This is a genomic window from Streptomyces rimosus subsp. rimosus, assembly GCF_000720725.1.
In the GTDB taxonomy this organism is placed as follows: Bacteria; Actinomycetota; Actinomycetes; order Streptomycetales; family Streptomycetaceae; genus Streptomyces; species Streptomyces rimosus_A.
In genome coordinates this window covers 10,520-32,100 of sequence record NZ_JOCQ01000030.1, presented here as the reverse complement: position 1 = coordinate 32,100, position 21,581 = coordinate 10,520, and the positions used below count along the sequence as shown (strand labels likewise).

The 21,581-nt window shown below is 70.5% G+C and carries 16 protein-coding genes and 1 pseudogene; 9 read left to right on the top strand and 8 right to left on the bottom strand.

Features of this window, described 5'->3' with window-relative positions; genetic code table 11:
* Positions 1-32 precede the first annotated feature (32 nt).
* Both IH45_RS0117440 and IH45_RS0117435 read left to right on the top strand, forming a co-directional pair.
* A complete protein-coding gene (locus tag IH45_RS0117440) occupies positions 33-1,046 on the top strand; it encodes a helix-turn-helix transcriptional regulator (RefSeq protein ID WP_030668475.1) in 1,014 nt (337 codons plus the stop codon).
* Positions 1,047-1,175: 129 nt separating this feature from the next.
* Positions 1,176-2,207 carry a rod shape-determining protein gene (locus IH45_RS0117435; protein ID WP_030668472.1) on the top strand — a complete coding sequence of 344 codons (1,032 nt, stop codon included), beginning with the start codon at positions 1,176-1,178 and terminating at the stop codon, positions 2,205-2,207.
* Between the two features lie 64 nt (positions 2,208-2,271).
* Here IH45_RS0117435 and IH45_RS0117430 read toward each other — a convergent pair whose 3' ends face one another.
* From IH45_RS0117430 to IH45_RS1000000149335, 4 genes and pseudogenes are all read right to left on the bottom strand, one after another.
* Complete coding sequence (locus IH45_RS0117430) at positions 2,272-2,868, bottom strand: histidine phosphatase family protein (RefSeq protein ID WP_030668470.1); 597 nt, start codon at positions 2,866-2,868, stop codon at positions 2,272-2,274.
* Positions 2,861-3,262 carry a thioredoxin gene (trxA, locus tag IH45_RS0117425; RefSeq protein ID WP_030668467.1) on the bottom strand — a complete coding sequence of 134 codons (402 nt, stop codon included), beginning with the start codon at positions 3,260-3,262 and terminating at the stop codon, positions 2,861-2,863. Before trxA ends, IH45_RS0117430 begins: the two co-directional genes overlap by 8 nt.
* Positions 3,263-3,379: 117 nt before the next feature.
* Positions 3,380-6,109, bottom strand: a complete 2,730-nt coding sequence (locus IH45_RS0117420) for a molybdopterin-dependent oxidoreductase (RefSeq protein WP_050514933.1) — start codon at positions 6,107-6,109, stop codon at positions 3,380-3,382.
* 39 nt (positions 6,110-6,148) lie between these two features.
* Positions 6,149-6,952 (bottom strand): annotated as a pseudogene (locus IH45_RS1000000149335) (FAD binding domain-containing protein); the annotation flags it as partial.
* A 212-nt stretch (positions 6,953-7,164) separates the two neighbouring features.
* Between IH45_RS1000000149335 and IH45_RS0117415 the strand changes: the two are divergent.
* The gene (locus IH45_RS0117415) at positions 7,165-7,521 is read left to right on the top strand and encodes a PucR family transcriptional regulator (protein WP_030668459.1); all 357 of its coding nucleotides are present in this window, start codon (positions 7,165-7,167) and stop codon (positions 7,519-7,521) included.
* A 127-nt stretch (positions 7,522-7,648) separates the two neighbouring features.
* Here IH45_RS0117415 and IH45_RS0117410 read toward each other — a convergent pair whose 3' ends face one another.
* The gene (locus IH45_RS0117410; protein ID WP_030668456.1) at positions 7,649-8,074 is read right to left on the bottom strand and encodes a hypothetical protein; all 426 of its coding nucleotides are present in this window, start codon (positions 8,072-8,074) and stop codon (positions 7,649-7,651) included.
* A 409-nt stretch (positions 8,075-8,483) separates the two neighbouring features.
* Here IH45_RS0117410 and IH45_RS01000000143725 point away from each other — a divergent pair, with 409 nt between their 5' ends.
* The 4 genes from IH45_RS01000000143725 (at position 8,484) to IH45_RS0117390 (ending at position 13,087) form a co-directional block, all read left to right on the top strand.
* On the top strand, positions 8,484-9,932 hold the full coding sequence (locus tag IH45_RS01000000143725) for a hypothetical protein (protein ID WP_234440575.1): 1,449 nt from the start codon (positions 8,484-8,486) through the stop codon (positions 9,930-9,932).
* A 334-nt stretch (positions 9,933-10,266) separates the two neighbouring features.
* Complete coding sequence (locus IH45_RS01000000143720) at positions 10,267-11,238, top strand: glycosyltransferase (RefSeq protein WP_234440574.1); 972 nt, start codon at positions 10,267-10,269, stop codon at positions 11,236-11,238.
* A 118-nt stretch (positions 11,239-11,356) separates the two neighbouring features.
* Positions 11,357-12,223 (top strand): dimethylargininase, encoded by an 867-nt coding sequence (gene ddaH / locus IH45_RS0117395; protein WP_394298680.1) that lies wholly within the window; start codon positions 11,357-11,359, stop codon positions 12,221-12,223.
* Positions 12,224-12,319: 96 nt separating this feature from the next.
* A complete protein-coding gene (locus IH45_RS0117390; RefSeq protein ID WP_050514931.1) occupies positions 12,320-13,087 on the top strand; it encodes a cyclase family protein in 768 nt (255 codons plus the stop codon).
* Between the two features lie 46 nt (positions 13,088-13,133).
* Here IH45_RS0117390 and IH45_RS0117385 read toward each other — a convergent pair whose 3' ends face one another.
* From IH45_RS0117385 to IH45_RS0117370, 3 genes are all read right to left on the bottom strand, one after another.
* A complete protein-coding gene (locus IH45_RS0117385) occupies positions 13,134-14,330 on the bottom strand; it encodes an acyltransferase family protein (RefSeq protein ID WP_050514928.1) in 1,197 nt (398 codons plus the stop codon).
* Between the two features lie 362 nt (positions 14,331-14,692).
* Complete coding sequence (locus tag IH45_RS0117375) at positions 14,693-16,237, bottom strand: FG-GAP-like repeat-containing protein (protein WP_030668439.1); 1,545 nt, start codon at positions 16,235-16,237, stop codon at positions 14,693-14,695.
* Positions 16,238-16,313: 76 nt separating this feature from the next.
* Positions 16,314-16,847 (bottom strand): hypothetical protein, encoded by a 534-nt coding sequence (locus IH45_RS0117370; protein WP_030668436.1) that lies wholly within the window; start codon positions 16,845-16,847, stop codon positions 16,314-16,316.
* A gap of 340 nt (positions 16,848-17,187) precedes the next feature.
* On the opposite strand from IH45_RS0117370, the gene IH45_RS0117365 reads away from it, so the two are divergent.
* Positions 17,188-20,727 (top strand): ALF repeat-containing protein, encoded by a 3,540-nt coding sequence (locus IH45_RS0117365; RefSeq protein ID WP_078897618.1) that lies wholly within the window; start codon positions 17,188-17,190, stop codon positions 20,725-20,727.
* Entirely contained in the window at positions 20,724-21,161 is a 438-nt protein-coding gene (locus IH45_RS0117360; RefSeq protein ID WP_030668430.1) for a hypothetical protein, read from the top strand. The genes IH45_RS0117365 and IH45_RS0117360 overlap by 4 nt, the downstream gene beginning before the upstream one ends.
* Positions 21,162-21,581 lie beyond the last annotated feature (420 nt).

Here is a 21,581-nt window from a genome sequence, read left to right as displayed (position 1 = left end):
ACATGGCCGCCTTCTGCGGCACCCTGGACCGCATGAGCGACACCCCGGCCCGTCTCCTGAAGCTCCTCACCCTGCTGCAGACCGGCCGCGAGCGGACCGGCACCGAGCTGGCCGAGCGGCTGGGCGTGAGCCCGCGCACGGTCCGCCGCGACATCGAACGGCTGCGCGGCCTGGGCTATCCCGTGGACGCGGCCCTCGGGGCCATCGGCGGCTACCGCCTCGCCTCCGGCACCGCCATGCCGCCGCTCCTCCTGGACGACGAGGAGGCCGTCGCCATCGCGGTCGGCCTGCACGCCGCCGCGGGCGGCACGGTCGCCGACGTGGCCGAGACCTCCGTACGGGCCCTGGCCAAGCTGGAGCAGGTGCTGCCCGCCCGCCTCCGGAACCGGGTGACCGCCCTCCAGGAGGCCACCGTCCCGCTGTACGGCCTGCTCACCGGCGGCGGCGACGCCCCGGTCACCGACCCCGCCGTACTGACCGCCCTGGCCACCGCGTGCCACCGCCGCGAGCGGGTCCGCTTCGCGTACGCCGCGGCGGACGGCGCCCCGAGCAAGCGGCACGCCGAGCCGTACCGCCTGGTCAGCGCGGACCACCGGTGGTATCTGGTCGCGTACGACCTGGACCGCGCGGCCTGGCGTACGTTCCGGGCCGACCGGATCGGCGCGCCCCGGCCCACCGGCGCCCGCTGCGTACCGGACCGCCGCCCGCCCACCCCGGACGCCGCCGCGTTCGTCGCCGAGTCCATCGTCAGCCACCGCGCCCGGTACCGGGCCCTGGTCACCCTGCACACCACCCTGGAGGACGCCGCCCGCCGCCTCCCCTCCGGCACCGGCCTCCTGGAACCGCTCACCCCCGGCTCCTGCCTGCTGCGGACGGGCGGTGACGCGCTGGACTGGCTCGCGTACCGGCTGGGCTTCCTCGGCGTCCCCTTCGAGGTGCACGAACCACCGGAGCTGATCGCCTACTTGCGCGATCTCGGCACCCGCCTCGTCGACGCCTCGTACGGCACCCCGCAGCCCCGGAGCCAGGAGCCGCCGCCCCCGTGACTCCGGCCGTCCCCCAACCGGACCCTCCCAGCGCGCACCTGACGGCCCGTCGGCACACGATGGCTTTCGGGTGGTCTCCCACGGCCGCTCGTCCCGTACCGATGAACGCCTCTCGGGGAGGTCCCCTCCATGACCGCCAGCCTGGCCCAGCTGCACCGTTGCTCGGTCGCCGTCGACCTGGGCGAAGCCCGCACCCGGATGTACGTCAAGAACCAGGGCGTGGTGGTGAACCAGCCGACCGTCGCGGCCGTCAACGTCCGCACCGGCGCGCTGATCGCCGTCGGGGACCGCGCCGAGGTGATGGACGGCCGCACGCCGGACCACATCCGCGTGGTGCGCCCGGTCTCCGGCGGCACCGTCGTGGACATCGACATGGCGCAGCGGCTGCTGCGCAGCCTGGTGGACGACAAGCTGCGCAAGGCGTGGCGGCGCAGACCCACCATGCGGGCCGCGATCTGCCTGCCGTACGGAAGTGAGCCGCTGGCCCAGCGGGCCGCGGTGGAGACCCTGAACGGGATCGGCGCCCGCCGGGTGGAGATGGTGGACACCCTGGTCGCCGCGGCGGTCGGCTGCGATCTGCCGGTGGAGCAGCCGGAAGCCACCATGATCGTGGTGTGCGGCGCGGGCACCACGCAGATCGCGGTGCTCTCGCTCGGCTCGATCGTCGCGGCGGAGACCGTCCCGGTGGGCGGCAACGCCATCGACCACGCCGTGGTGCAGCACCTGAGGCTGCATCACAAGCTGATGCTGCCGGGCCAGTCCGTACGGCCGCTGCACCTGATGCTCTCCGGCGACGGCGACCTGGTGCCGGGCCCGACCGAGGTGCACGGCCGGGACGTGGTGAGCGGGCTGGCCCGCTCGGTCATGGTGGAGACCGAGCCGGTCCGGCGCGCCATCGCCTCACCGCTGACCGGGATCCTGGACGGGATCGGGGCGGTGCTGCGCCGCTGCCCGCCGGACCTGGTGGCGGACCTGGGCGAGCGCGGCATCATGCTCGCGGGCGGCAGCGCGCTGATCCCCGGCCTCCAGTCGATGATCCGGCAGGCCACGACCATGCCGGTGCACATCGCGGAGCGGCCGGACACCTGTGCGGTGCTGGGGCTGGGCGACATGATCGAGGGCAAGGTGGAGCCGCTGCATCTCGATCCGATGGCCACCTGAGCGGGCGCGCGCCTTCGGGGAACGCGTCCCCGGGGGTCACCCTCCGGGCGCGCACCCGCCCCCTTCACAGCGTCCGGGTGTTCCAGCCCACCACCGCGGGCCGCCCATGCTCCTCGCCGAGCACGCCCACCGTGCCCGTCTCGAAGGTGAACAGCGCGCCCGCCGATGCCGGCAGGCCGAGCCGACGGGCCGTCAGCACGCGCTGGAAGTGCCCGTGGCCGACCAGCACCACATCGCCGTCCACCGTCCGCAGCCGCTCCTCGATACGCGCCAGCACCCGGTCGGCACGGGCGCCGACCTGCTCGGGCGACTCCCCCGGGTGCTTCGGGGGCCCGGCGGTCACGCCGTCGGTGAACAGGAACCAGTCGGGGCGGGTGCGGTGGATCTCGCCGGTGGAGATGCCTTCGTACCCGCCGTAGTCCCACTCGCTCAGGTCGGAGTCGACCTGCGGGTCCGGCAGTCCGGCCAGCTCGGCGGTGTGCCGGGCCCGCTGCAGCGGGCTGCTGAGCACCGCGCCGATCTTCCGGCCCGCCAGGACCGGCCGCAGGGAGCGGGCCTGCTCCTCACCGCGGGCGGTGAGCGGCAGATCGGTCCAGCTGGTGTGCTGTCCCGATCTGCTCCACTCCGTCTCGCCGTGGCGGATCAGGAGCAGTTCATTCACCGGCGGCCTGCCCGTCCTGCTTCTGGGCCTCCTGCTGCTGGGCCTCCTCGACCGAGGCGCGCACCTCGTCCATGTCCAGGTTGCGGGCCTGGCCGATGACGTCCTCCAGGGCGGCCTCCGGCAGCGCGCCCGGCTGCGAGAACACCGCGATGTTCTCGCGGACGATCATCACGGTCGGGATCGACTGGATCTGGAAGGCGGCGGCCAGCTCGGGCTGGGCCTCGGTGTCGACCTTCGCGTAGACCAGGTCGGCGTTCTTCTCGGACGACCGTTCGAAAACCGGGCCGAACTGCTTGCACGGACCGCACCACTCGGCCCAGAAGTCGATCAGGACGAAATCGTTGCCGGAGACGATCTCGTCGAAGTTGTCCTTGGTGAGCTCTACCGTGCTCATGCGTACTTCCCTGCTTCCGGTTCCGGTCTGATTTCGGTCCCGCTGCGGTAACGGGTTCATCGCATCACCTATTCCGCACGCCGGACCGTCCCGCACCCCTGCCCAGCAAACGCCGTCCTATCCATGCGAATTTTCCGGGCCGCCCGGCGGCGTCCGGGCGGCCCCGCCGGCCAGCGTCCGCCACACCCGGTCCCGGGCCAGCGGCAGCCGGGTGAAGCGCACCCCGGTGGCATCCCGGAGCGCGTTGGCCAAGGCCGGCGCCACCGGATTGAAGGGGCTCTCGCTCATGGATTTCGCGCCCGCCGGGCCGATCGTGTCGGCGGTCGGCGTAAAGCGCACCTCGGTACGGGGCACATCGGCGAAGGCGGGCAGCCGGTACTCGCGGAACGCGGCGGTACGCACCCGGCCGCGCCCGTCCAGCCGTACGTCCTCGAACAGCGCCGCCCCCAGCGCCTGCGCCACCCCGCCCTCGATCTGCCCCCGGCACTGCATGGGATTGATCACCGTGCCCGCGTCCGCCACGTGCACGCTGCGCAGGACGCGGATCTCGCCGGTGTCCGGATCGACGGCGACACGGAACCAGTGCGCGTTGAAGGCGACGGTGCGGGGGGTGCCGGTGGCGCGGGCGTGGGCGGTGAGGGGCCCGGCGTGGGCGGCCCGGTCCCGGATGCGCGCGGCCAGGGACCGGGCCGCGCGCACAACGGCCTCGCCCGCCACCACGGTCCCGGCCGAGCCGAAGTTCCCGGTGTCGTGCCCGACCGCGTCGGTGTCGGCCTGCCGTACGGTGATCCGGTCCTCGGTGGTGCCCAGCTCCGCGGCGGCGAGCTGGCGGTGCGCGGTGGTGGCGCCACTGCCGGATTCGGTCGTGCCGACGGCCAGTTCGTACGTGCCGTCGGCGGTCAGCGTCACCCGGGCGTCGGCGAAGTGCCCGCCGGGCCCGCCGGCGGCGATCATCGCCAGGGCACTGCCCTCGCCCACCAGCCAGCCGTCCGGTGCGGCAGGCCCTTCGGTCGCGGCCGCCTCGCGCACCGCCTCCACGCATGCGCCCAGCCCGTAACTCCCGATCCGCAGGTCCCGCTCCGCGCCGACCACCGTCTCCAGCTCGTCACCGGGCCGGACCACATTGCGCTCCCGCACCGCCAGCGGATCGAGGGCCAGCCGCCGCGCCAGTTCGTCCAGCGCGCTCTCCAGCGCGAAGACGACCTGCCCGAGGCCGTACCCGCGGAAGGCGCCGGCCGGGACGGTGTGGGTGTAGGCGGCGAAACCGTCCGCCTTCTTGTTCGGGCAGCGGTAGAGGGCCAGGGCGTCGCCGCAGCCGTGCAGCAGGACGTTGCGGGCATGGTTGCCGTACGCGCCGGTGTCGGACACCACATGCAGCTGGAGCGCGGTGAGCGTCCCGTCCCGGCGCGCCCCGGCCTTGACCCGTACGGTGAACGGATGCCGGGTAGTGGCGCCGGTGAACTGCTCCTCCCGAGTGAACTCCAGCTTCACCGGCCGCCCGGTGCGCAGCGCCGCCAGCGCCACGACGTCCTCGACGAGCATCTCCTGTTTGCCGCCGAAGGCGCCGCCGACCCGCCCCGCGACGACGCGTACCGCCCCGGGCGGCAGGTCCAGCAGCGCGCAGAGGGAGCGGCGCACGAGATACGGCACCTGCGTACTGGTGCGGACGACCAGCCGCCGCCCCGGCCCCGCGCCCCTGTCCCCCGGTTCGAAGTACGCCAGCGCGCCGTGCGTCTCCAGGCTCGCGTGCTGCGCCCGCTGCGTACGGAAGGTCTCCTCGTACACCACGTCGGCCGCCGCGAACCCGCTCGCCACATCACCGACCTCCCCGTGCACCTCTCCCGCCACATTGGCACCGGGCCGCGCGATCCCCGCCCACTCCCCCTTGTCGTGCACGACCGGCGCGCCCGGCCGCATGGCCTCCTCCGGGTCCAGCACCGCGGGCAGCACCTCGTACGTCACCGCGACGCGGCGGCAGCCCTCCTCCGCCGCCGCCTCACTGTCCGCGACCACCGCGGCGACCCGCTGGCCCACATGGCGGACCGTGTCGTCCAGGAGCCGGGTGTCGGACGGGTCGTCCTGCGGGTGCTCGTGCTGGGCGGTGGAGAAGTGGCGGCCGGGTGCGTCGTGGTGGGTGAAGACCGCGTGCACGCCCGGTACGCGCAGCGCGGCGCGGGTGTCGATGGCGGTGATCCGGGCGTGGGCGTGCGGCGAGCGCAGCAGCTTCATGTGCAGCAGGCCGGGCAGGGCGTCGGTACCGAGGTCAAGGTCGAAGGTGTAGCGGGCCGTGCCGGTGACCACGTCCAGGGCGCCGGGCGCGGGAACGTTACGGCCGACCCCGCGCCCCGCCACCGGCTCCTCGGTGTGCCGGACACCCCGTACGGCGTCCTCGATGGCCCGATAGCCGGTGCAGCGGCACAGATTGCCCTTGAACGCACGCGGCAGATCGGCCAGCAGCTCGGCGTCGAGCGACACGGTGGTCATCAGAAAGCCCGCCGTACAGAAGCCGCACTGAAAACCCTGCGCCTCCAGGAACCTCCGCTGCAGGAGATGCAGTTGACCGCCCTCCGGACCGGCCAGCCCCTCCACAGTGGTGACGGCCCGCCCATCGGCCCGTACGGCCGGATACACGCAACTGTGCACCGGCTCGCCCCCCACCTGCACCGTGCACGCCCCGCAGTCCCCCGCGTCACACCCCTTCTTGACGCCGGACCAGCCGCGCTCGCGCAGATAGGTGCGCAGGCACTGGCCGGGGCGGGGTGGAATGCGGGTGACGGTGCCGTTGACTTCGGTACGGAAGGGGGCAGGGCGGGGGCACGCGGGCGGGGACGACGACGGGCCGGGCATCACCTGTGGGACCACCGCACCCTCATCCGGCCGCGCCTCCAACTCCCCCCGAATCTCCTCCGCCAGCCGATACGTCATGTGCCGCCGCCACTCCGGCAGCCCGTGGACATCGTCGAACCAGCCGCCGTCCGGCACCGCCCGCCCGATCGCCGCCCGCAGGGCGCGGGCGTCCGGAAGTGCCGGGAAGCGCAGCCGGACCGGCCGTACGGTGGCGGCGGTGACCGTCAGGCCGAACGCGCCGTCCACCGGGTCCAGCGTCCCGATCAGCAGCGCGGCCGAGCGCCCGAGCCCGTACAGCGAGGTCTGCCGGTACGCCGTACGGCAGTCCAGCGCGCGGGCCGGCAGCGTGACCGAGCGCAGCAACTCGCCCTCCGCCAGGGCGGTGCGCGCGGCCCCGGTGACGAGATCGACGACCGGCAGCCGCCGGGCGGTCCCGTCCCCGGCCAGCAGCAGGCAGCTGCCGCCCAGCGCCGCCGTGAGGGACACCATCGGAGCGGCGGGCAGCGCAAGGCACACGTTCCCCCCGACAGTGGCCGTGTTCCAGATCTTGAACGAGGCCAGGAAAGCGCGGCAGCACTGCTCGAAGAGCGGCCCCGCCGGCCGCCCGAGGCCCCGGCCGAAGCGGGACACCTCGGCGATGGTGCACGTCGCCGCGATCTCCAGCGCACCGTCCGGCAGCCACCGCAGCGGCTCCCAGCCCATCCGGCCCAGATCCAGCAGCCGCCGTACCCCGGGCTGCGGCTCGGAGAAGAGGTACGTACCGCCGCCGAGCCAGGCGTCCCCCGGCCGCCACTCCGGCCATCCCCGGGCGTCCCGGACCTCCCGCACCGTATTCAGGTCCATGCACCGAGTGAAACAAGCCCAACCCGCACACGACCGACGCAACGCACGAAAGCCACCCGCATATCACCACCCCACCCCCACGCTCCTGGCATCAGCGCACCTACCGCCCCCACTCCCCTGGCATTTACGATGCGATTCCGCGCTCTCACCTGGCGAGTGCGCACGGTCAAACCCCGGGCCCGGCGCCCGGGACGGTACGAGGAGCACGTCCCATGCCGCACACCACCCCGCCGATACCCGGGGAGGGCTCCGCCCCCGCCACGCTCGAACGGCTGCTCGCCGCCGTCCCCGCCGACGTACGCGCCGTCTTCAGCGCCCGCACCCTGCGCCCCCTCCTCCCCGAACACGACCGGACCGGCACCCTGCTGCCCACCCTGGAGTCCTTCCTCCACCACGACGCCTCCTGGTCCCGCACCGCCGCCGCCCTCCATCTCCACGTCAACACCGTCCGCTACCGCATCCACCGCATAGAACACCTCACCGGCCGCGACCTCACCCGCCTGAGCCACCGGCTCGATCTGCGGGCGGCGCTGCTCTGCCGGGTGGGGGCGGGAGACGGCGCGGCGTGAGCCCGGCGGGCACGGGGGCGGGCGGGACGGCGCCGAGACGGGCCGGACAGCGCCGAGACGGGCGGAGCGACGGTGAGACGGGCGGAGCGGCCCCCACCACCCCGCCCGCTTCCCGCTCGCTGCCGGATCAAATGTGCAGCAGGTACACGTACTTGCCGCCCGCGCCCGCGTTCAGGTCCTTGTCGTAGCGCTCCCAGGGCTTCGGGGGCTGGTAGTCGCGGTTGTCGGTCAGGGCGACATCCAGGGAGTTGACCGGCGAGCCCTGCTCGGTGCTGCGGGTGTAGGCGGCGTAGATGAACTCGCCGCCCGCGCCCGCGTTCAGGTCCTTGTTGAGCTTGCGGTAGCCGTGCGGCGGGTCCTCGCCCTTGCTCAGGAAGATGATGTCGGTGAGCGGACCGAACGCCGTGTTGGGCGCGGCGCGGTTGCTGTCGGTCTCGTAGGCGAAGTACAGGTACTCGCCGCCGGCGCCGGCGTTCAGATCCTTGTTTATCTTCGTCCAGCCCTCGGGCTCCTGCTCGTCGCCTTCGAGGACCATGAGGTTGATGACGGCCATGGGTCCCGTTCCTTTCCCGGTCGGGTACTGAGAAGAGGCGGGCTCACGTTAGGGCTGTCCTCCGCCGGTCCACATCCGGCGCAACCGGACACCGGAGCGTTCGAATCGGCATCCGGTCACGGCCGGGCTGAACTGCCGACCGCGTGGCCGCCCGTCGCAAGCAGCGTCGAACACCCCCGCCGCCGAGCACGTGGCCCGCTGTCCTGTTCCGGCGCCGCCCTTCCCTCGCATCCCCCTGTCCCCCCGCGAACGGGCGGACGGCGCGAAAGCCACCGTCGAGCGCCGGGGGATGGAGTCCAGGTCATTGTGTGCCGATGGGAGACAGGTGTGCGGGAGGCGTACGGGAGTGAAGGGTCCCGTGAGGCGCGGGGGACGGCGGCGCGGTGGCCGAGCGGTACGCATGTGACGCGTGTCGCCGCTGAGGCGAGGCCCGGCCGACCATGCCGGTGGCAAGGAACGGCATCCGCACACGGAGGCCCCTTTCCCGCGCTCCGGACGCCGAGTCAGCCTTGACCGCGCGGCATGGCGCGCCGGCACACGGGGCGCCCCCCAGGCCGACCGCACGGACCCGGAATGGACCGGCATCCGCACCCTCGGCCACGCGAACCGCTTCGCCGTCTGGGACAGCGAGTTCCGCCATGACGGACGGGTCCGCGTCCCGATGGGCGTCAAGATCAGTACGGTGCGCTACTCCTACACCGGCAACGGCCAGGCGGGCATGAACGCCGTCGAGGTCAAGCGCGGCCGCAGCGGTACCGACCAGGAGTTCGAGGTCATCGACCTGACCTTCCTCGCCGACTCCGACCTGATCACCTTCACGCTGCGCGGCGACCTCAACGTCGACGCCGACCCGCGGCCGGCCTACAGCCGCCGGTACCAGATCCGGGTCGACGTCACGCTCGACAACGGCGACGTGCGCACCGCGAGCCCGGAGATCGAGGTGCTCGCGGGCGCCTGGGCGCGGACCGACCCGGAGAAGGTGGGCCGGCCGTTCGTCCGGCTGCCGTACGACCTCAACTGGGGCGGGACGCCCAACAGTCAGGCCGGATTCGGCTACGTATCGGACAACGGCCGCATCCCCGGCGACAAGTTCATCATCGACCTGGTCAATCTGCGCCAGGGCGAGCAGGACGTACCGGGCAACAACAGCGACCACGTGTACTACCAGCTCGTCCACGAGGACGGCACGCCGTCCCACTACACCCCGACCCCGCAGCTCCAGAAGGCGGAGGGGCATCGCGACGCCGGTACGGGCCGCAAGGTGACGCTGCCCGCGGTCGACCTGCGGCAGCTGGGCGACAAGCCGGGCTACTACCGGTTCCTGGTCTGGCCGCAGGCCGCCGACCCGGACGGCTCGCCCAGCTACCTGAGCTGGAACCCGGCCAAGGCGGAGGACGCGTTCCAGCTCGGCAGCGTCTATTACCGCTACACGGCGGGCCGCGGCCAGGGCCGGTTCTCGGTGTCGCCGGGCGGACCGGTGACACTGGTGCGCGGCGGCGAGCCCCGCTACGCGGGCATGGAACTCCAGGCCGTCGAGGACGGCGGCGTACCCGCGCAGCGCGTCCGCGTGACCCTCCCCCAGGGCAAGGGCCTGCGGCTCGCCGACCGGCTGATCGTAGGGGTCGTGCAGGGCTCCGAGTGGAAGGAAGTGGGCTCCTACAAGGGGACGCTGTCGGCGGACGGTCTGACGCTCACCTTCGACGGCGTCGACCCGGCCCTGGCCGGCAAGGGTTCAAAATCCGGCGCCCTGGTCGGGGTGACCGCGTCCGCCGAGGCCCCGCTGGGCGACACGAGCCTGGGCTTCCAGGTGGGCGACCACACGTCGGCCTCGTCGCTGATCCGGGTCACGGCGCTCTGAGCCGGAGCGCCGGTTCCGGGCCGCCGTACGGCGTCGTGCCCCGCGGCACCGCACGGCGGCTGCGGCAGCCCCTCAGGCGTCCGCGCGGTGGGCGGCCTACCCGTCCACGCGCATCCGCACCACCCCGACCGAAGGGAGTCCTCGCACGTGGACACGGTGGCATCCCGTCCGCTCAGGCCGGCCGCACCCCGTACGTCACGGGGCATGTCGATCACGGCCCGGGTCTACGGATACCCACCGGCCCACAGCGCGGGCTCCGAGTGGATGCTCCACTCGATGCTCCGCCCCCTGGCCGAACGCGGCCACCATGTCGCCGTCTGGCTCTCCCATCCCGGTGCCATCGACACGTCCTACGACATCGACGGCGTACGGATGGTCCCCTTCCAGGAAGGCGCCGACTTCGCCGCCGAGGCCCGGCGGGCGGACGTCCTGCTGTCCCACTTCGAGAACGTCCCCCTCATCACCGGCCTGCGCCAGGACCCGACAGATTCCCGTAGTTGTCATCTGTCACGACAACTTCACCACCAGCTTCCACAACGCGGCAGGCGCCGACCTCGTCGTCTACAACAGCGAATGGATCCGCCGCGACGGCGAGATCCACTACGCCCGTTACCCGGCCGAATTCCTGCCGCGGCAGGCCATCGTCGTCCGCCCGCCCGTGCTCGCCGAGGAGTACCGCACCGAACCCGGCGGCTGCGCGACCCTGGTCAACCTCAACCCCGACAAGGGCGGCGAACTCTTCCGGCAGCTCGCCGCCTGGACCCCCGAATGGCACTTCCTGGGCGTCCGCGGCGCCTACGGCCCGCAGGTCATGCCCCCGCCCCGCCTGCCCAACTGCGAGGTCCTCGACGGCGTCACCGGCAAGGAGATGCGCACCCGCGTCCACGGCCGCTCCCGCGTCATGCTCATGCCCAGCCTGTACGAGTCCTGGGGCCGCGGCGCGGTCGAGGCCTTCGCCGCCGGTATCCCGGTGATCGCCCACCCCACCCCCGGCCTGGTCGAGTCCCTGGGCGAGGCGGGCAGCTTCGCCTACCGCGACGATCTCAACGCCTGGACCCACGCCCTGATGTCCCTGCGCGACCCCGCCAACTGGGAACGCGCCTCCGCCCGCGCCAGGGCCCGCTCCGACGAACTGACCAAGAACTCCGATCTGGACGTCTGGTGCGCGGCCGTCGAATCCCTCGGAGAAGCACGCTCCCGGACGTCCTTCCGCGTACGCGGGCTCGGCAGCCTCGTCGACGCCGATGCCGTGGGCCGCGGCCCTGAGAACGGCGTACGGCGTGCGGGGGGCGAGCGTCGCGCGTAAGGGTGCGCGCGCGACGCCCGGCCGCTGCTGCCCTGATGCCAGCTGACCTGCCGCCCCGCTGCCCTGATGGGGGAACACCCACCCGCATGCCGTTTCGGCAGCCGCCGCACGAACCATGATGGAAGAGCACGAGTTCCCCGGCCGGCAAGGAGAGGTTGTGTCGCACCGCGCCACCCACCGCTGCTACCTGATGTGCCGGCCGACCCATTTCGATGTCACGGACTCGGAAACGCCGTGGATGGACCCCGATGAACCGGTGGACACCGCACAGGCCGTTTCGCAGTGGGAACATCTGCGGGACAGCCTGCGCGCACTCGGTCATACCGTCGAGGAACTACCGGCTCAGCCCGGACTACCGGATATGGTCTTCGCCGCCAACGGCGCCACCGTGATCGACGGCCGCGTGCTGGGGGCACGCTTCTCGTACCGCAACCGCGCGCCGGAAACGGACGCCCACCGCGCATGGTTCCGTTCGCACGGAATCGCCTTCCACGATCCGCAACACGCGAACGAGGGCGAGGGCGATTACGCGGTTACCGCGTCCCACCTGCTGGCCGGATACGGATTCCGCACCACCCCGGCGGCACATGCCGAGGCGCGGGAATTCTTCGGCCGCCCCGTACTCGGCCTCGAACTCGTCGAGCCCCGTTACTACCATCTCGACACGGCCCTGACGGTCCTGGACCCCGCCACGGACCAGATCATCTACTATCCCGGCGCCTTCTCCCCGGACAGCCGGGCGACACTGCGGCGGCTCTTCCCCGACGCGCTCCACGCGACCGCGGCCGACGCCGCGGCCCTCGGCCTGAATGCCGTCTCCGACGGCCTGCACGTCCTGCTGCCGCACACCGCCCACGGCCTCTTCCCGACGCTGCGGGACCGGGGATTCCAGCCGGTCGGCGTGAATGTGAGCGAACTGACCAAGGGCGGCGGCGGAGTGAAATGCTGCGTACTGGAACTCCGCGGTCTCCCCCTGAAGCCCTGATTGCCGCCGGCCTGATTGTCGCCGATCTGCTCTGCTTGTCGCCGGCCTGATTGTCGCTGACCCGATTCACGGTCCCGGAACGGCATGATGACCGGCATGACCTGGTCTCACGTAGTGGACTTGACCCATGCCTTCGCCCCCGGACAGCCGCACGGTCCGCAATTCGACGACGAACAGCGGTACTGCGGAATGACCATCGAACAAGATGGTTTCGACACGGCCTACCACCGCATCGCGGGCGCGTGGGGAACTCATGTGGACGCCCCGGCGGAAATGGTGGCCGGCGGCCGTACCATCGACGCCATCCCGGCCGGAGACCTCGTATTACCACTCATCGTCTTCGACATTTCCGCGGACGTCGCCGCCGACCCCGACCGCTGCCTCACCCTCTCGGACGTCCTCGCCTGGGAACAACGGCACGGCCGCGTCCCCGCGGGCTGCTTCGCCGCACTGCGCACCGACTGGTCACGCCGCTGGCCCGACGCCACGGCCATGCACAACCATGACGCCCACGGCGTCTCCCACACCCCCGGCTGGACCCTGGAGGCGCTGCACCACCTCCTCGTCGGCCGGTCGGTCACCGCGATCGGCCACGAGACGATCAACACCGACCCCGGTATGTGGACCACGGCCGACCCCCCGGACAGCGGAACCGGGCCGGACAGCGCACGGCGGCTGCACGCCTGCGAGGCGTACGTCCTCGACCACGACCGCTACCAGGTCGAAATACTCACCAACCTGCACACCCTCCCGCCCACCGGAGCACACATCGTGATCGGCGTCGGCAACGCCCGACGAAGCACCGCATTCCCGGCCCGCGTCTTGGCCCTGCTGCCCGGTGACCGGCCGGGCGACGACTGCTGAGGGGGCGAGAGGCGGGCCGCGGTGCCACTCGACACCCGGCGGACGGCTACGTTTTGGTGGTGGATGTTGTGCCGGGACCGGGCCGTGAGGGGTCGACCTGGCGCAGGGCTGTTTTGATGCGGGGTTTGAGCCAGCGGGAGACGGGGCGTTCGACGCATCGGTGCACGAGGTGAGCGGCCAGGAGCATCGCTGTGACCAGGCCGACGAGCAGGGCATGGTGGGGGACGCGGGTGCTGAAGTACCGGATGATTTCCCAGCCGACGTACTCATGGAGCAAGTAGAGCGGGTAGGTCAGTGCCCCTGCCACCGGCAGCCAGCGCCAAGAGCACCAGGAGAGCTTTCCGGTGGCGATCAGGGCCATCAGGGCGAAGCACACGGCCAGGACCAGCAGGGTCGGCCAGTAGGGAACGGTGCGGTCCATGTTGCTCAGCGAGGAGCGCCAGATTTGGTTGACGGAGGGCTGGGCGGCGCAGAAACACACCAGGACGATGCCGGCCAGCAGGATGTTGGGCCGGAAGCGGTACATGAGGTAGAAGGCGATGCCGGCGATGAAGAACCAGCTGTAGTCAGGCATGATCAGCAACCGCAGGATCACGCTCTCGGACCGGGCGCCCAGGGCGCTGGCCACGATCCACACGCAGCACAGGGCCAGCAGCCGACGGTAGGTCAGGCCCCACCAGGCCATGGCCGCGAGCAGCAGGTAGAAGCGCAGTTCGGCGAAGAGCGTCCAGTAGACACCATCGACGTGCGGGACGTGCAGGGGCTCCTGCAGCATGGTCAAGTTGGCCAGGACATCGTGCCATTTGCGCGGCTCAAGCCCGCCGGGGACCAGCGCGACCACGAGCGTGGTGACGATGATCGCGAGCCAGTAGGCGGGGAAGACACGGATGACGCGGGAGACGAAGAAATCACCCAGCGGCCGGCCCCAGCAACTCATGCAGATCACGAATCCGCTGATCAGGAAGAACAGCTGGACGCCGAGCCATCCGTAGGCGGCGAACGGGAAGAGCTTGGGGAAGCTGTTGCTGCCGTCGGCGGACCACGACCGGCTGATGGCTATGTAGTGATAGGCCACCACCATCAAGGCGGCCAGCAGACGCAGCCCGTCCAGGGCCGCGATCCGCTGCGGACGACCGCTCTTGACCTCCACCGGCGAGGTGAGCCGGATGCGCCCTCGGACGCGTACCGCACGCTGCGCGCCGGAATCGACCAGGGCATCTGCCGCACTCTGCGGAATGTTCATGCTGTACTCGCTCCGGAAAGGGCCGGGACCGGGCGCGGGGGCATGGTCGATATGGCCATGGACGTCGTGGTCGAGCAGGTGGTCGGCAGGCCGGCGCAGAAGCCGTGCTCGGGCAGGCTGCGGCGAGGTGCGGAAATCAGGAACATGGGGGAATTCCTCGTACTGCAAGGCTCTGGTGGGACCGGCATGGCCGGCCCCACCGGAAAGACGGCTGCGGGCATGTCTCCGCGTACATGACCGGATGTGCAGCCGGGCGCGTAAGCGGCGGTGTGACTGTGCCCGCTGATGGGTCAGTCAGCGGTGACGCGCTGAGAACGGCGCGGAGGCGGCGCGCTCAGCAGTCGTGCGGACACGCTGGTCGGTCAGGGGGCAGTGGGCCACATGGTGGGCCCGGCAGCGAGGGAGCCCTTACCGTTGCCGGTGTAGAGGTGCAGGCTGCGGTCGGGCCAGCGGGCGGCGATGTCGGCCTTGCCGTCGCCGTTGAAGTCGCCGGGGAGCAGGGCGAGCGCGGCACCCCAGGACTTGTCGTACCAGAGGTCGGGAGCACGGGTGACGCTGCCCAGAACATTACGGGTGTAGAGGCGGAGGCCGCCGTCGGGAGCGATGGCGGTGATGTCCTCCTTGCCGTCGCCGTTGAAGTCGCCGCTGGACAGGAGGCGCATGCCGTCCCACGTCTTGTCGTGCCAGAGGTCACGCTGGGTCCCGCTGAGCGTGCCGTCGGCCTTGGTGGTGTAAGCGTGCAGCGAGCCGTCGCTCCACACGGCGGCCAGGCCGTCGCGTTGGGAGCTGTAGTCGACACGGAAGCGCACGACCTGGCGCATCGTCTTCCAGGACGTGTCGTACCAGGCCTGGGTGCGCGGGTTCAGGTTGCCACCGGCGGTTCCGGTGTAGAGGAACATCTGGCCGTCCTCGTGGCGCGCGATGATGTCGCCCAGGCCATCACCGTTGAAGTCACCGCCGATGATCTGCTTGTAGCCGCCCCAGGTGCCGTCGTGGGTCCACAGCTCGCGGCCGTACTGCAGAGTGCCGTCCGGCTTGGCATAGAAGGCGTGCAGGTTGCCGTCGTTCATGACAGCGGCGACGTCGGTACGGCCGTCACCGTTGAAGTCGGCGGAGGTGAGCACGTCACTGACGTTCTGGAACTTCGTCGACAGCCGCACCGTCTGGATCCAGCCGGCGATGTCGTCCGCGCGGGACGCGATGGCATCCGTGCGGATCTGGTCATCGTGACCGATGCAGCCGCCCTGCCACGACCGGCTGCTGATGCCGACCAGTTCGTAGCGGCCACTGATGTCACGCCATACGGGAGCTCCGGTGTCGCCTTCGCAGACGGCGGCGCCGTTGTCCTTGCCCTTGATGCCGACCGTGGTCTCCTTCGCCGCGCCTACGGAGAAGCGTCCGTAGTGCAGGCGGTCGGGGACCCATTCGTCCTTGGTGCGGCCGTAGCCGCTGACGAAGACGTCCTCGCCCGGCAGCGGGGCCTTGTTGGTGATCTCGGCAGGGCCGATGCCGGTGACGGGCTTGGCGAGCTTGGCCATGACCAGGTCACGGTCACCGCGCGGCACGAGCCGTTCCACGTCCCGGACGAAGCCGTCCGTGCGGGTCAGGTCCGTACGGCCCACCGTGGCGGTGGTCTTCATCTTCGGGGCGCCGGCCGGCACGTCCAGGCTCTGGGCCGGGTTCTCGGCGAAGCAGCTGGCGGCGGTGACCAGCCACTGCTCATCGACCAGCGCGGCGGAGCAGCTACGGGAGCCGCCGATGTCCAGCTTGGCCGTGAAGGGGTAGGAGCCGTCCTTGGTGACGGTGCCGACTACGGCGCCCGCCGGGGCAGCGGTCAACAGGCTGCCCGCAGCGGTGAGAGTGAGGAGCCCCGCGACGAGAGCTGCGCGCGGATGTCTGGCAGACATGTGCATGTTCCTGTCTAAGTTCAAGTGCGGGCCACGGCAGTGCCCGTAGCCGGAGGTCGGGCGTGACAAGGGGCGGTCAGCCGGTGACGCGGAGCTCGACCAGGACCGGGTAACCGTCGGGCTTGCCGTCAGTCGAGTCGAAGCCCTTCATGTCGTTCTTGCCCACGTTCACCGACTCGGTCTTCTTGTCGGCGGTGAGGCTGGCCTGGACTGCGACGTCGCCCGTCATGACGTTGTAGACCCGGGGGACCTCCAGTGCGAGGTAACCGGTCTTTCCCGTCCCGGTGACCTTGAAGCAGTAGCGGCCCGGCACCGTCTGTCCCGGGTGCCTGAGAGAGGTGGAGACCTGGATGTCCTTGCCCGCGGGGTCGAGGCAGTCGGCGAGGACGATGTGGCCGTCGCCCTTGCGGAGGGTGATGCCCTGTTCCTTCAGAATTTTCGCAGCGTTCGGGTAGTCGAACGTCTCGACGGCGTACGGGGGAAGGTCGTCGTCACCCGTCGCGGGCGCGGCCACCGCGTACCCGCCCGTCAAGGCCGTCAGGCCCGTGGCGAGTACGGCCGCTGTGACAGCACCGGCGGAAAGCAGCTTTCCACGCACGCGAGGTATCACCAGAGGATTCCTTCCAGCAATCATGTCCCGGCAGATAGCCGAGCGTAATAGCGAGATAAGGGAGATCGCCGGAGAGTACCACCCCATTTCGCGCCCGATCGCCGACTTGCCGAAGTATTCTCCGGGGCCCGCCGGGGCGCCGAGTCGGGACGGCACCCATGGTTGAGTCGCGTGACGATTTCGTGATCCGCCGCAGTACAACCTTGCGCACAGCGAGATACTTCCGTGACCTTCTCGACGCAACCCCGTACGGCGTCCAGCCCTCTTCTCTCGTCGTCTCGACGCCGGACGTGGCTATGATCACCGTGCCGAAACGCACCCTAAATTCAAGGATCAACAAATGAAGAAAAGCCTGCGCCGCCCGGCGCGGACAAAAAAGAGATATAGATTCGGAATACGATTGCTGAGCTTGAACCTGCTGCCCTCAGCGCTTCTCGCGGGCCTGCTCGGAACAACTCCTGCCATTGCCGCCGAGGCACCCAATGCTTCCCGGGCCCGCGTGGTGGAGTTATGGTCGGCCGGTGGCCCGAACGTCAAGGCTGCGGCTGAAGCGGCGCTGCTCGGCTCCGACGAAGACGTCCGCGCATTCCTCGACACCGGGTTTTCCTTCGCCGAACTGACTGATCTTAACATCACTGCTACTCAGATGTTCCAGTCGGGCGGCGTGATGGTCCGTGCGGCAGCCCTCACCGCGCTGCAGTCCGGATCCAAGGAAGAGGTCGTCAAGTTCCTCAAGGACGGCTGGAAGGACCCGGCCGAGTCCGATCTCCGCATGCGCGCCACGAAGATCACCACGACAGGTGGTCCGACGGTCAAAGAGGCCGGACTTGCAGCGCTGCGCGGCTCGACCGACGACGTCCGCAAGTTCCTGGAGCAGGAGCAGTACCCGGCCAGGGACACGGACGACCGGATGCGCGTCACGCAGATCATGAATGCCGGCGGACCGGCGACCAAGGAAGCCGCCAAGACCGCGCTGCGGGGCTCGATGAACGATGTCCGCGAATTCCTCGCCGTGGGACAGACCATCGCGCGCAACCGCGACCACGAACGGGCGACCGTGTCGCAGCTGGCCCAGCAGGCCAAGGAAGCCGGCAAGGTCGCCGAGCAGCAGACCGCCGCGGCCAAGGAGGCCGGCGACCGGGCGGAGGAGGCCTCCAAGCTGGCCAAAAAGGCAGCTGACGAGGCACGTGAGGAGACCAAGGCGGCCGGCCAGGACGCCAAACTGGCTGCGGGCTGGGCGGGGCGAGCGGCGGACGCGGCGCAGCAGGCCGCATCCGCGGCTCAGGAGGCCATCAGCGCGGCTCAGGCCGCCAATTACGCCGCCCGCATGGCGGCGGACGCCGCCGCGAAGGCCGCATCCGCCGCATCCGCCGCCGCGGCGGCGGCAGCACGGGCCCGTGACGCCGCCGGCAACGCAGCGATCAACGCCGGCACGGCCTCGGTCGCACGCCGGGCAGCCGAGGACGCCGACACCGCGGCAGCCGCGGCGGAGACGTCCCAGGAAGCGGCCCGGCAGGTGGAAGTGGCCGCAAAGGCGGCCGGCGCGGCCGCGGACGCGGCCTACCGGGCCAGCGAGAACGCCGACGCCGCCGCCGGTGCGGCAGACGAGGCCGGCAGTTACGCCGGTACGGCGAATGCCCAGGCCGCCAGGGCGAAGCAGTGGGCCGCGACCGCACGCGGCCATGCCCAGAGGTCGCGCCGTGCCGCCCTCGCGGCCCGGGACCTCGCTTACGAAGCCGCCAACGCGGCCGGGCAGGCACGTCAGCTGGCCGGCTCGGCGGCGCGGCACGCCAGGAACGCCGCGGCCGCCGCCAGGAAGGCGGCGGAACACGCCGGCGAAGCCGCCACGGCCGCCAAGGAAGCCGACGCGCACTCCGCGGCGGCCAAGGAAGCCGCGGACACCGCGACCGCGGCCGTCGCCAAGGCCAAGGACGTGCACGACATCGCGGCCAAGCTCGAAGCCGAGGAGCTGAAGGCCCGGACGGACACCGCGATTCAGAAGGCCAGGGTCGAGAAGCAGGACGAGGCGCTGGCGAAGAAGGAACAGGCCAAGCAGTCCGAGACCGCACGCGGCGTCGAGGAAGAAGTCAAGCGCCTGCTCTCCGAGGCCGAGAACCCCGGGGACAAGGGCGCGGAACTCGCGGCCAAGGGCCGTAAGATCGCCGTCCTCACGATGAAAACCGGTAGCCCGTGGAGCCGGTCCGCCGCCATGGCAGCGCTGACGGGCTCGGACGAAGCCGTCGCCGAATATCTGCGCACCGGCTGGCAGCAGGCTGCCGAACGGGACGAACGCGTACGCGTGCAGAATCTCGCGGTCAACAGCAACTACGAAGATGTCCGGAAGGCCGCGGACGAAGCGCTCAAGGGAGACGCGAAGCAGATCAGCGAATTCCTGCGCACCGGCGCGGACGAGGCAGCCCGCACCGGTTACAGCATCCGCGTCACCCAGCTCGCGACCAGCGGCGGGCCGCAGCTCAAGGCCGCGGCTCAGGCAGCGCTGAAGGACGGCTCGATCGCCAAGATCCGCGCATTTCTGAGCGAAGGGCAGTACGCCGCCCAGGAGGACGACGAACGCATCACCGCCACGAAGCTGGCGGGCAGTGGCGGCGCCGAGACAAAGGCTGCTGCCAGGGTCGCCTTGGAGGGCACCTCGGAAGCCCTGCACGCATTCATCCAGAACAAGCAGTACTCCATGGCCCGCAGCGACCAGCTCACCGCCGCCCACAACGCCGTGATCCAGCAGTTCCTCGCCGAAGCCGCCGTCGCTGCCGCCAACGCACAGAAGAACGCGGCCGAGGCCGCCGTCATCGCGGCGAATGCCAATAGGCGGGCGACCGAAGCCCAGGAGGCGGCGGACAACGCCGACGCCTCGCAGAAGCTGGCTCAGAAGTACGCCGCGGATGCCGATAGATCCGCCACGGAGGCCGAAGAATCGGCAAAGGCCGCAGCCAAGTCGGCGAGCGTGGCCGACGCCGCGGCCGCCCAGGCCGAACGTGACGCCGCCAAGGCCGAGTACGAAGCGTCCCGGGCTTCCACGTTCGCGATGCGGGCCAATGCCGACGCCGACTCCGCCTACGCCTCGGCGCGCCAGGCTCGCGCCTCGGCCATAGCCGCGGGTCAGGACGCCACCGCCGCCGAGAAGGCCTACACCAGGACCATCACAACCCTCGATGCCAAAATCCGGGAGGAAGAGGCGCGCCGCCGGCAAGAAGAAGAACAGTGCCGGGTGGCTGAAAAACGGTTGTCGGAACAGGAGGTCTCAGCTCTCCAGCTCTGGCGTCAGCTTTTTTCCGCCAGCTCACTCCATGACAAGAACGGGAAGCCGACCGCCTTGAACCTGGGGCTTCAGTGGCTTCTCGGCATCGGCCGGGAGACAGAGTATTTCCAGGCCGGGGACGAGTTCACCGAGCAGCTCCGCAATGACCACTCGATGGACTATGTCCGCGTCGCGATCGGCGCTCAAGTGCAGAGCGGGAAGTATGAAGGGAAGAACGGCGGGTACAGTCTCATGGGCCAGAAGGGGGAGGGGTGGATGCGCCTGGGAAGCGACTTCTCGGACGTTCTGACGCTCGGCCTCAGTGGCAACGTGAAGGTCGCACTGACCGACGGAAAGTTCGGCACTTCCTCCGCGACCTTCGTCGGCTCGTACAATTACGACTACAAGGTCATCTCGCGAGACGCGAAGAGCGGGAAGACCAGGATTTCGATCACACTCAAAAACTCCACCGACATCACCTCTTTCCTGCACCCGCCGATGATGAGAGAAAAGATCGAGGATTACATTCTCGATCCGCTCACCAGGGGCGCGGACTACTTCAATCTCCCAGGAAAGACACTGAAGCAGGAAGTGCACTGGGAAGAGGATATGATCATCAAATGAAGAAAATAACTCAGCTGGCGATTGCGGCCTCGGTGCTGGCGCTGGTCGTCGGCGGGGTCCTGATGTTCTTCCTCATCCGTGACTCGGAGCCGTTCAAGGCGGAGCGCGGTGACTTCGTCGGGTCCTGGGCCGGTCCCGGCGGAGCACGGCTGACCGTGCGCGAGGACGGGTCGGTGACCGGAGAAAAGGTGCCTTCAAGTTTCGACGGGTCTGCCAGTGCTGTGACCGGCACCGCCAGCGGCAGTGGCACATGGTCCATGGGCAAGAGGCACACCTCTCTCGCGAACCAAATGATCAAAGTTACGCTCCGCACAGGCCCCGCGGAGAAGACCACTCTCGAAGTGGGCGCCTACGGCCAAGGAGCCAAGAAAGGCCTGTACCTCTCGGTGTCCGCGGACACCGAGGAGAAGTTCGTCCTCAAGAAGGCTCCCTAGCGCATCCTTCCGCTGAGGAGCGGCACCTCCGGATCGCCGACCGCGCCACGACGGCACACGCGGTGACACATCCAGCCGGTCCCGACCGCTCATGCCGAACGGTCGGGACCGGCGTCGTGTCCGCACCGCCCCGACAACCGGGCCCGCCACAGCCCGCATCCCGCAAAGTGATCGGCGTCAAGAGCGCTCCGGGGGGCCAGGGGCTGCATGGGCCGGTCCGGGATCCTGGAGCGGTGACGGCAACGGCGGCGGGCATGTGAAGGCCGGGAGGCTCCACCGACCCGGCTCACGCCGACCGGGCAGGCCGGTCCGGGACGCTCGCGCGAGCCACAAACCCGGCAGTGGTCCGGGGGAACATCCTGGCCCACCGCACGAGTCCCCGCCACGCACACCACGAGATCTCGCGCAGGGCGTTTCCGG

Excerpts from the sequence above, each read along its gene's own strand:
- IH45_RS0117415 (WP_030668459.1), top strand. The coding sequence starts at position 7,165 with ATGCCGCACACCACCCCGCCGATACCCGGGGAGGGCTCCGCCCCCGCC.
- IH45_RS0117435 (WP_030668472.1), top strand. The coding sequence starts at position 1,176 with ATGACCGCCAGCCTGGCCCAGCTGCACCGTTGCTCGGTCGCCGTCGAC.
- IH45_RS0117375 (WP_030668439.1), bottom strand. The coding sequence starts at position 16,237 with ATGTCTGCCAGACATCCGCGCGCAGCTCTCGTCGCGGGGCTCCTCACT.
- IH45_RS0117440 (WP_030668475.1), top strand. The coding sequence starts at position 33 with ATGAGCGACACCCCGGCCCGTCTCCTGAAGCTCCTCACCCTGCTGCAG.
- trxA (WP_030668467.1), bottom strand. The coding sequence starts at position 3,262 with ATGAGCACGGTAGAGCTCACCAAGGACAACTTCGACGAGATCGTCTCC.
- ddaH (WP_394298680.1), top strand. The coding sequence starts at position 11,357 with ATGGAAGAGCACGAGTTCCCCGGCCGGCAAGGAGAGGTTGTGTCGCAC.
- IH45_RS0117385 (WP_050514928.1), bottom strand. The coding sequence starts at position 14,330 with ATGAACATTCCGCAGAGTGCGGCAGATGCCCTGGTCGATTCCGGCGCG.
- IH45_RS0117390 (WP_050514931.1), top strand. The coding sequence starts at position 12,320 with ATGACCTGGTCTCACGTAGTGGACTTGACCCATGCCTTCGCCCCCGGA.
- IH45_RS0117365 (WP_078897618.1), top strand. The coding sequence starts at position 17,188 with ATGAAGAAAAGCCTGCGCCGCCCGGCGCGGACAAAAAAGAGATATAGA.
- IH45_RS0117360 (WP_030668430.1), top strand. The coding sequence starts at position 20,724 with ATGAAGAAAATAACTCAGCTGGCGATTGCGGCCTCGGTGCTGGCGCTG.
- IH45_RS0117410 (WP_030668456.1), bottom strand. The coding sequence starts at position 8,074 with ATGGCCGTCATCAACCTCATGGTCCTCGAAGGCGACGAGCAGGAGCCC.
- IH45_RS0117420 (WP_050514933.1), bottom strand. The coding sequence starts at position 6,109 with ATGCCCGGCCCGTCGTCGTCCCCGCCCGCGTGCCCCCGCCCTGCCCCC.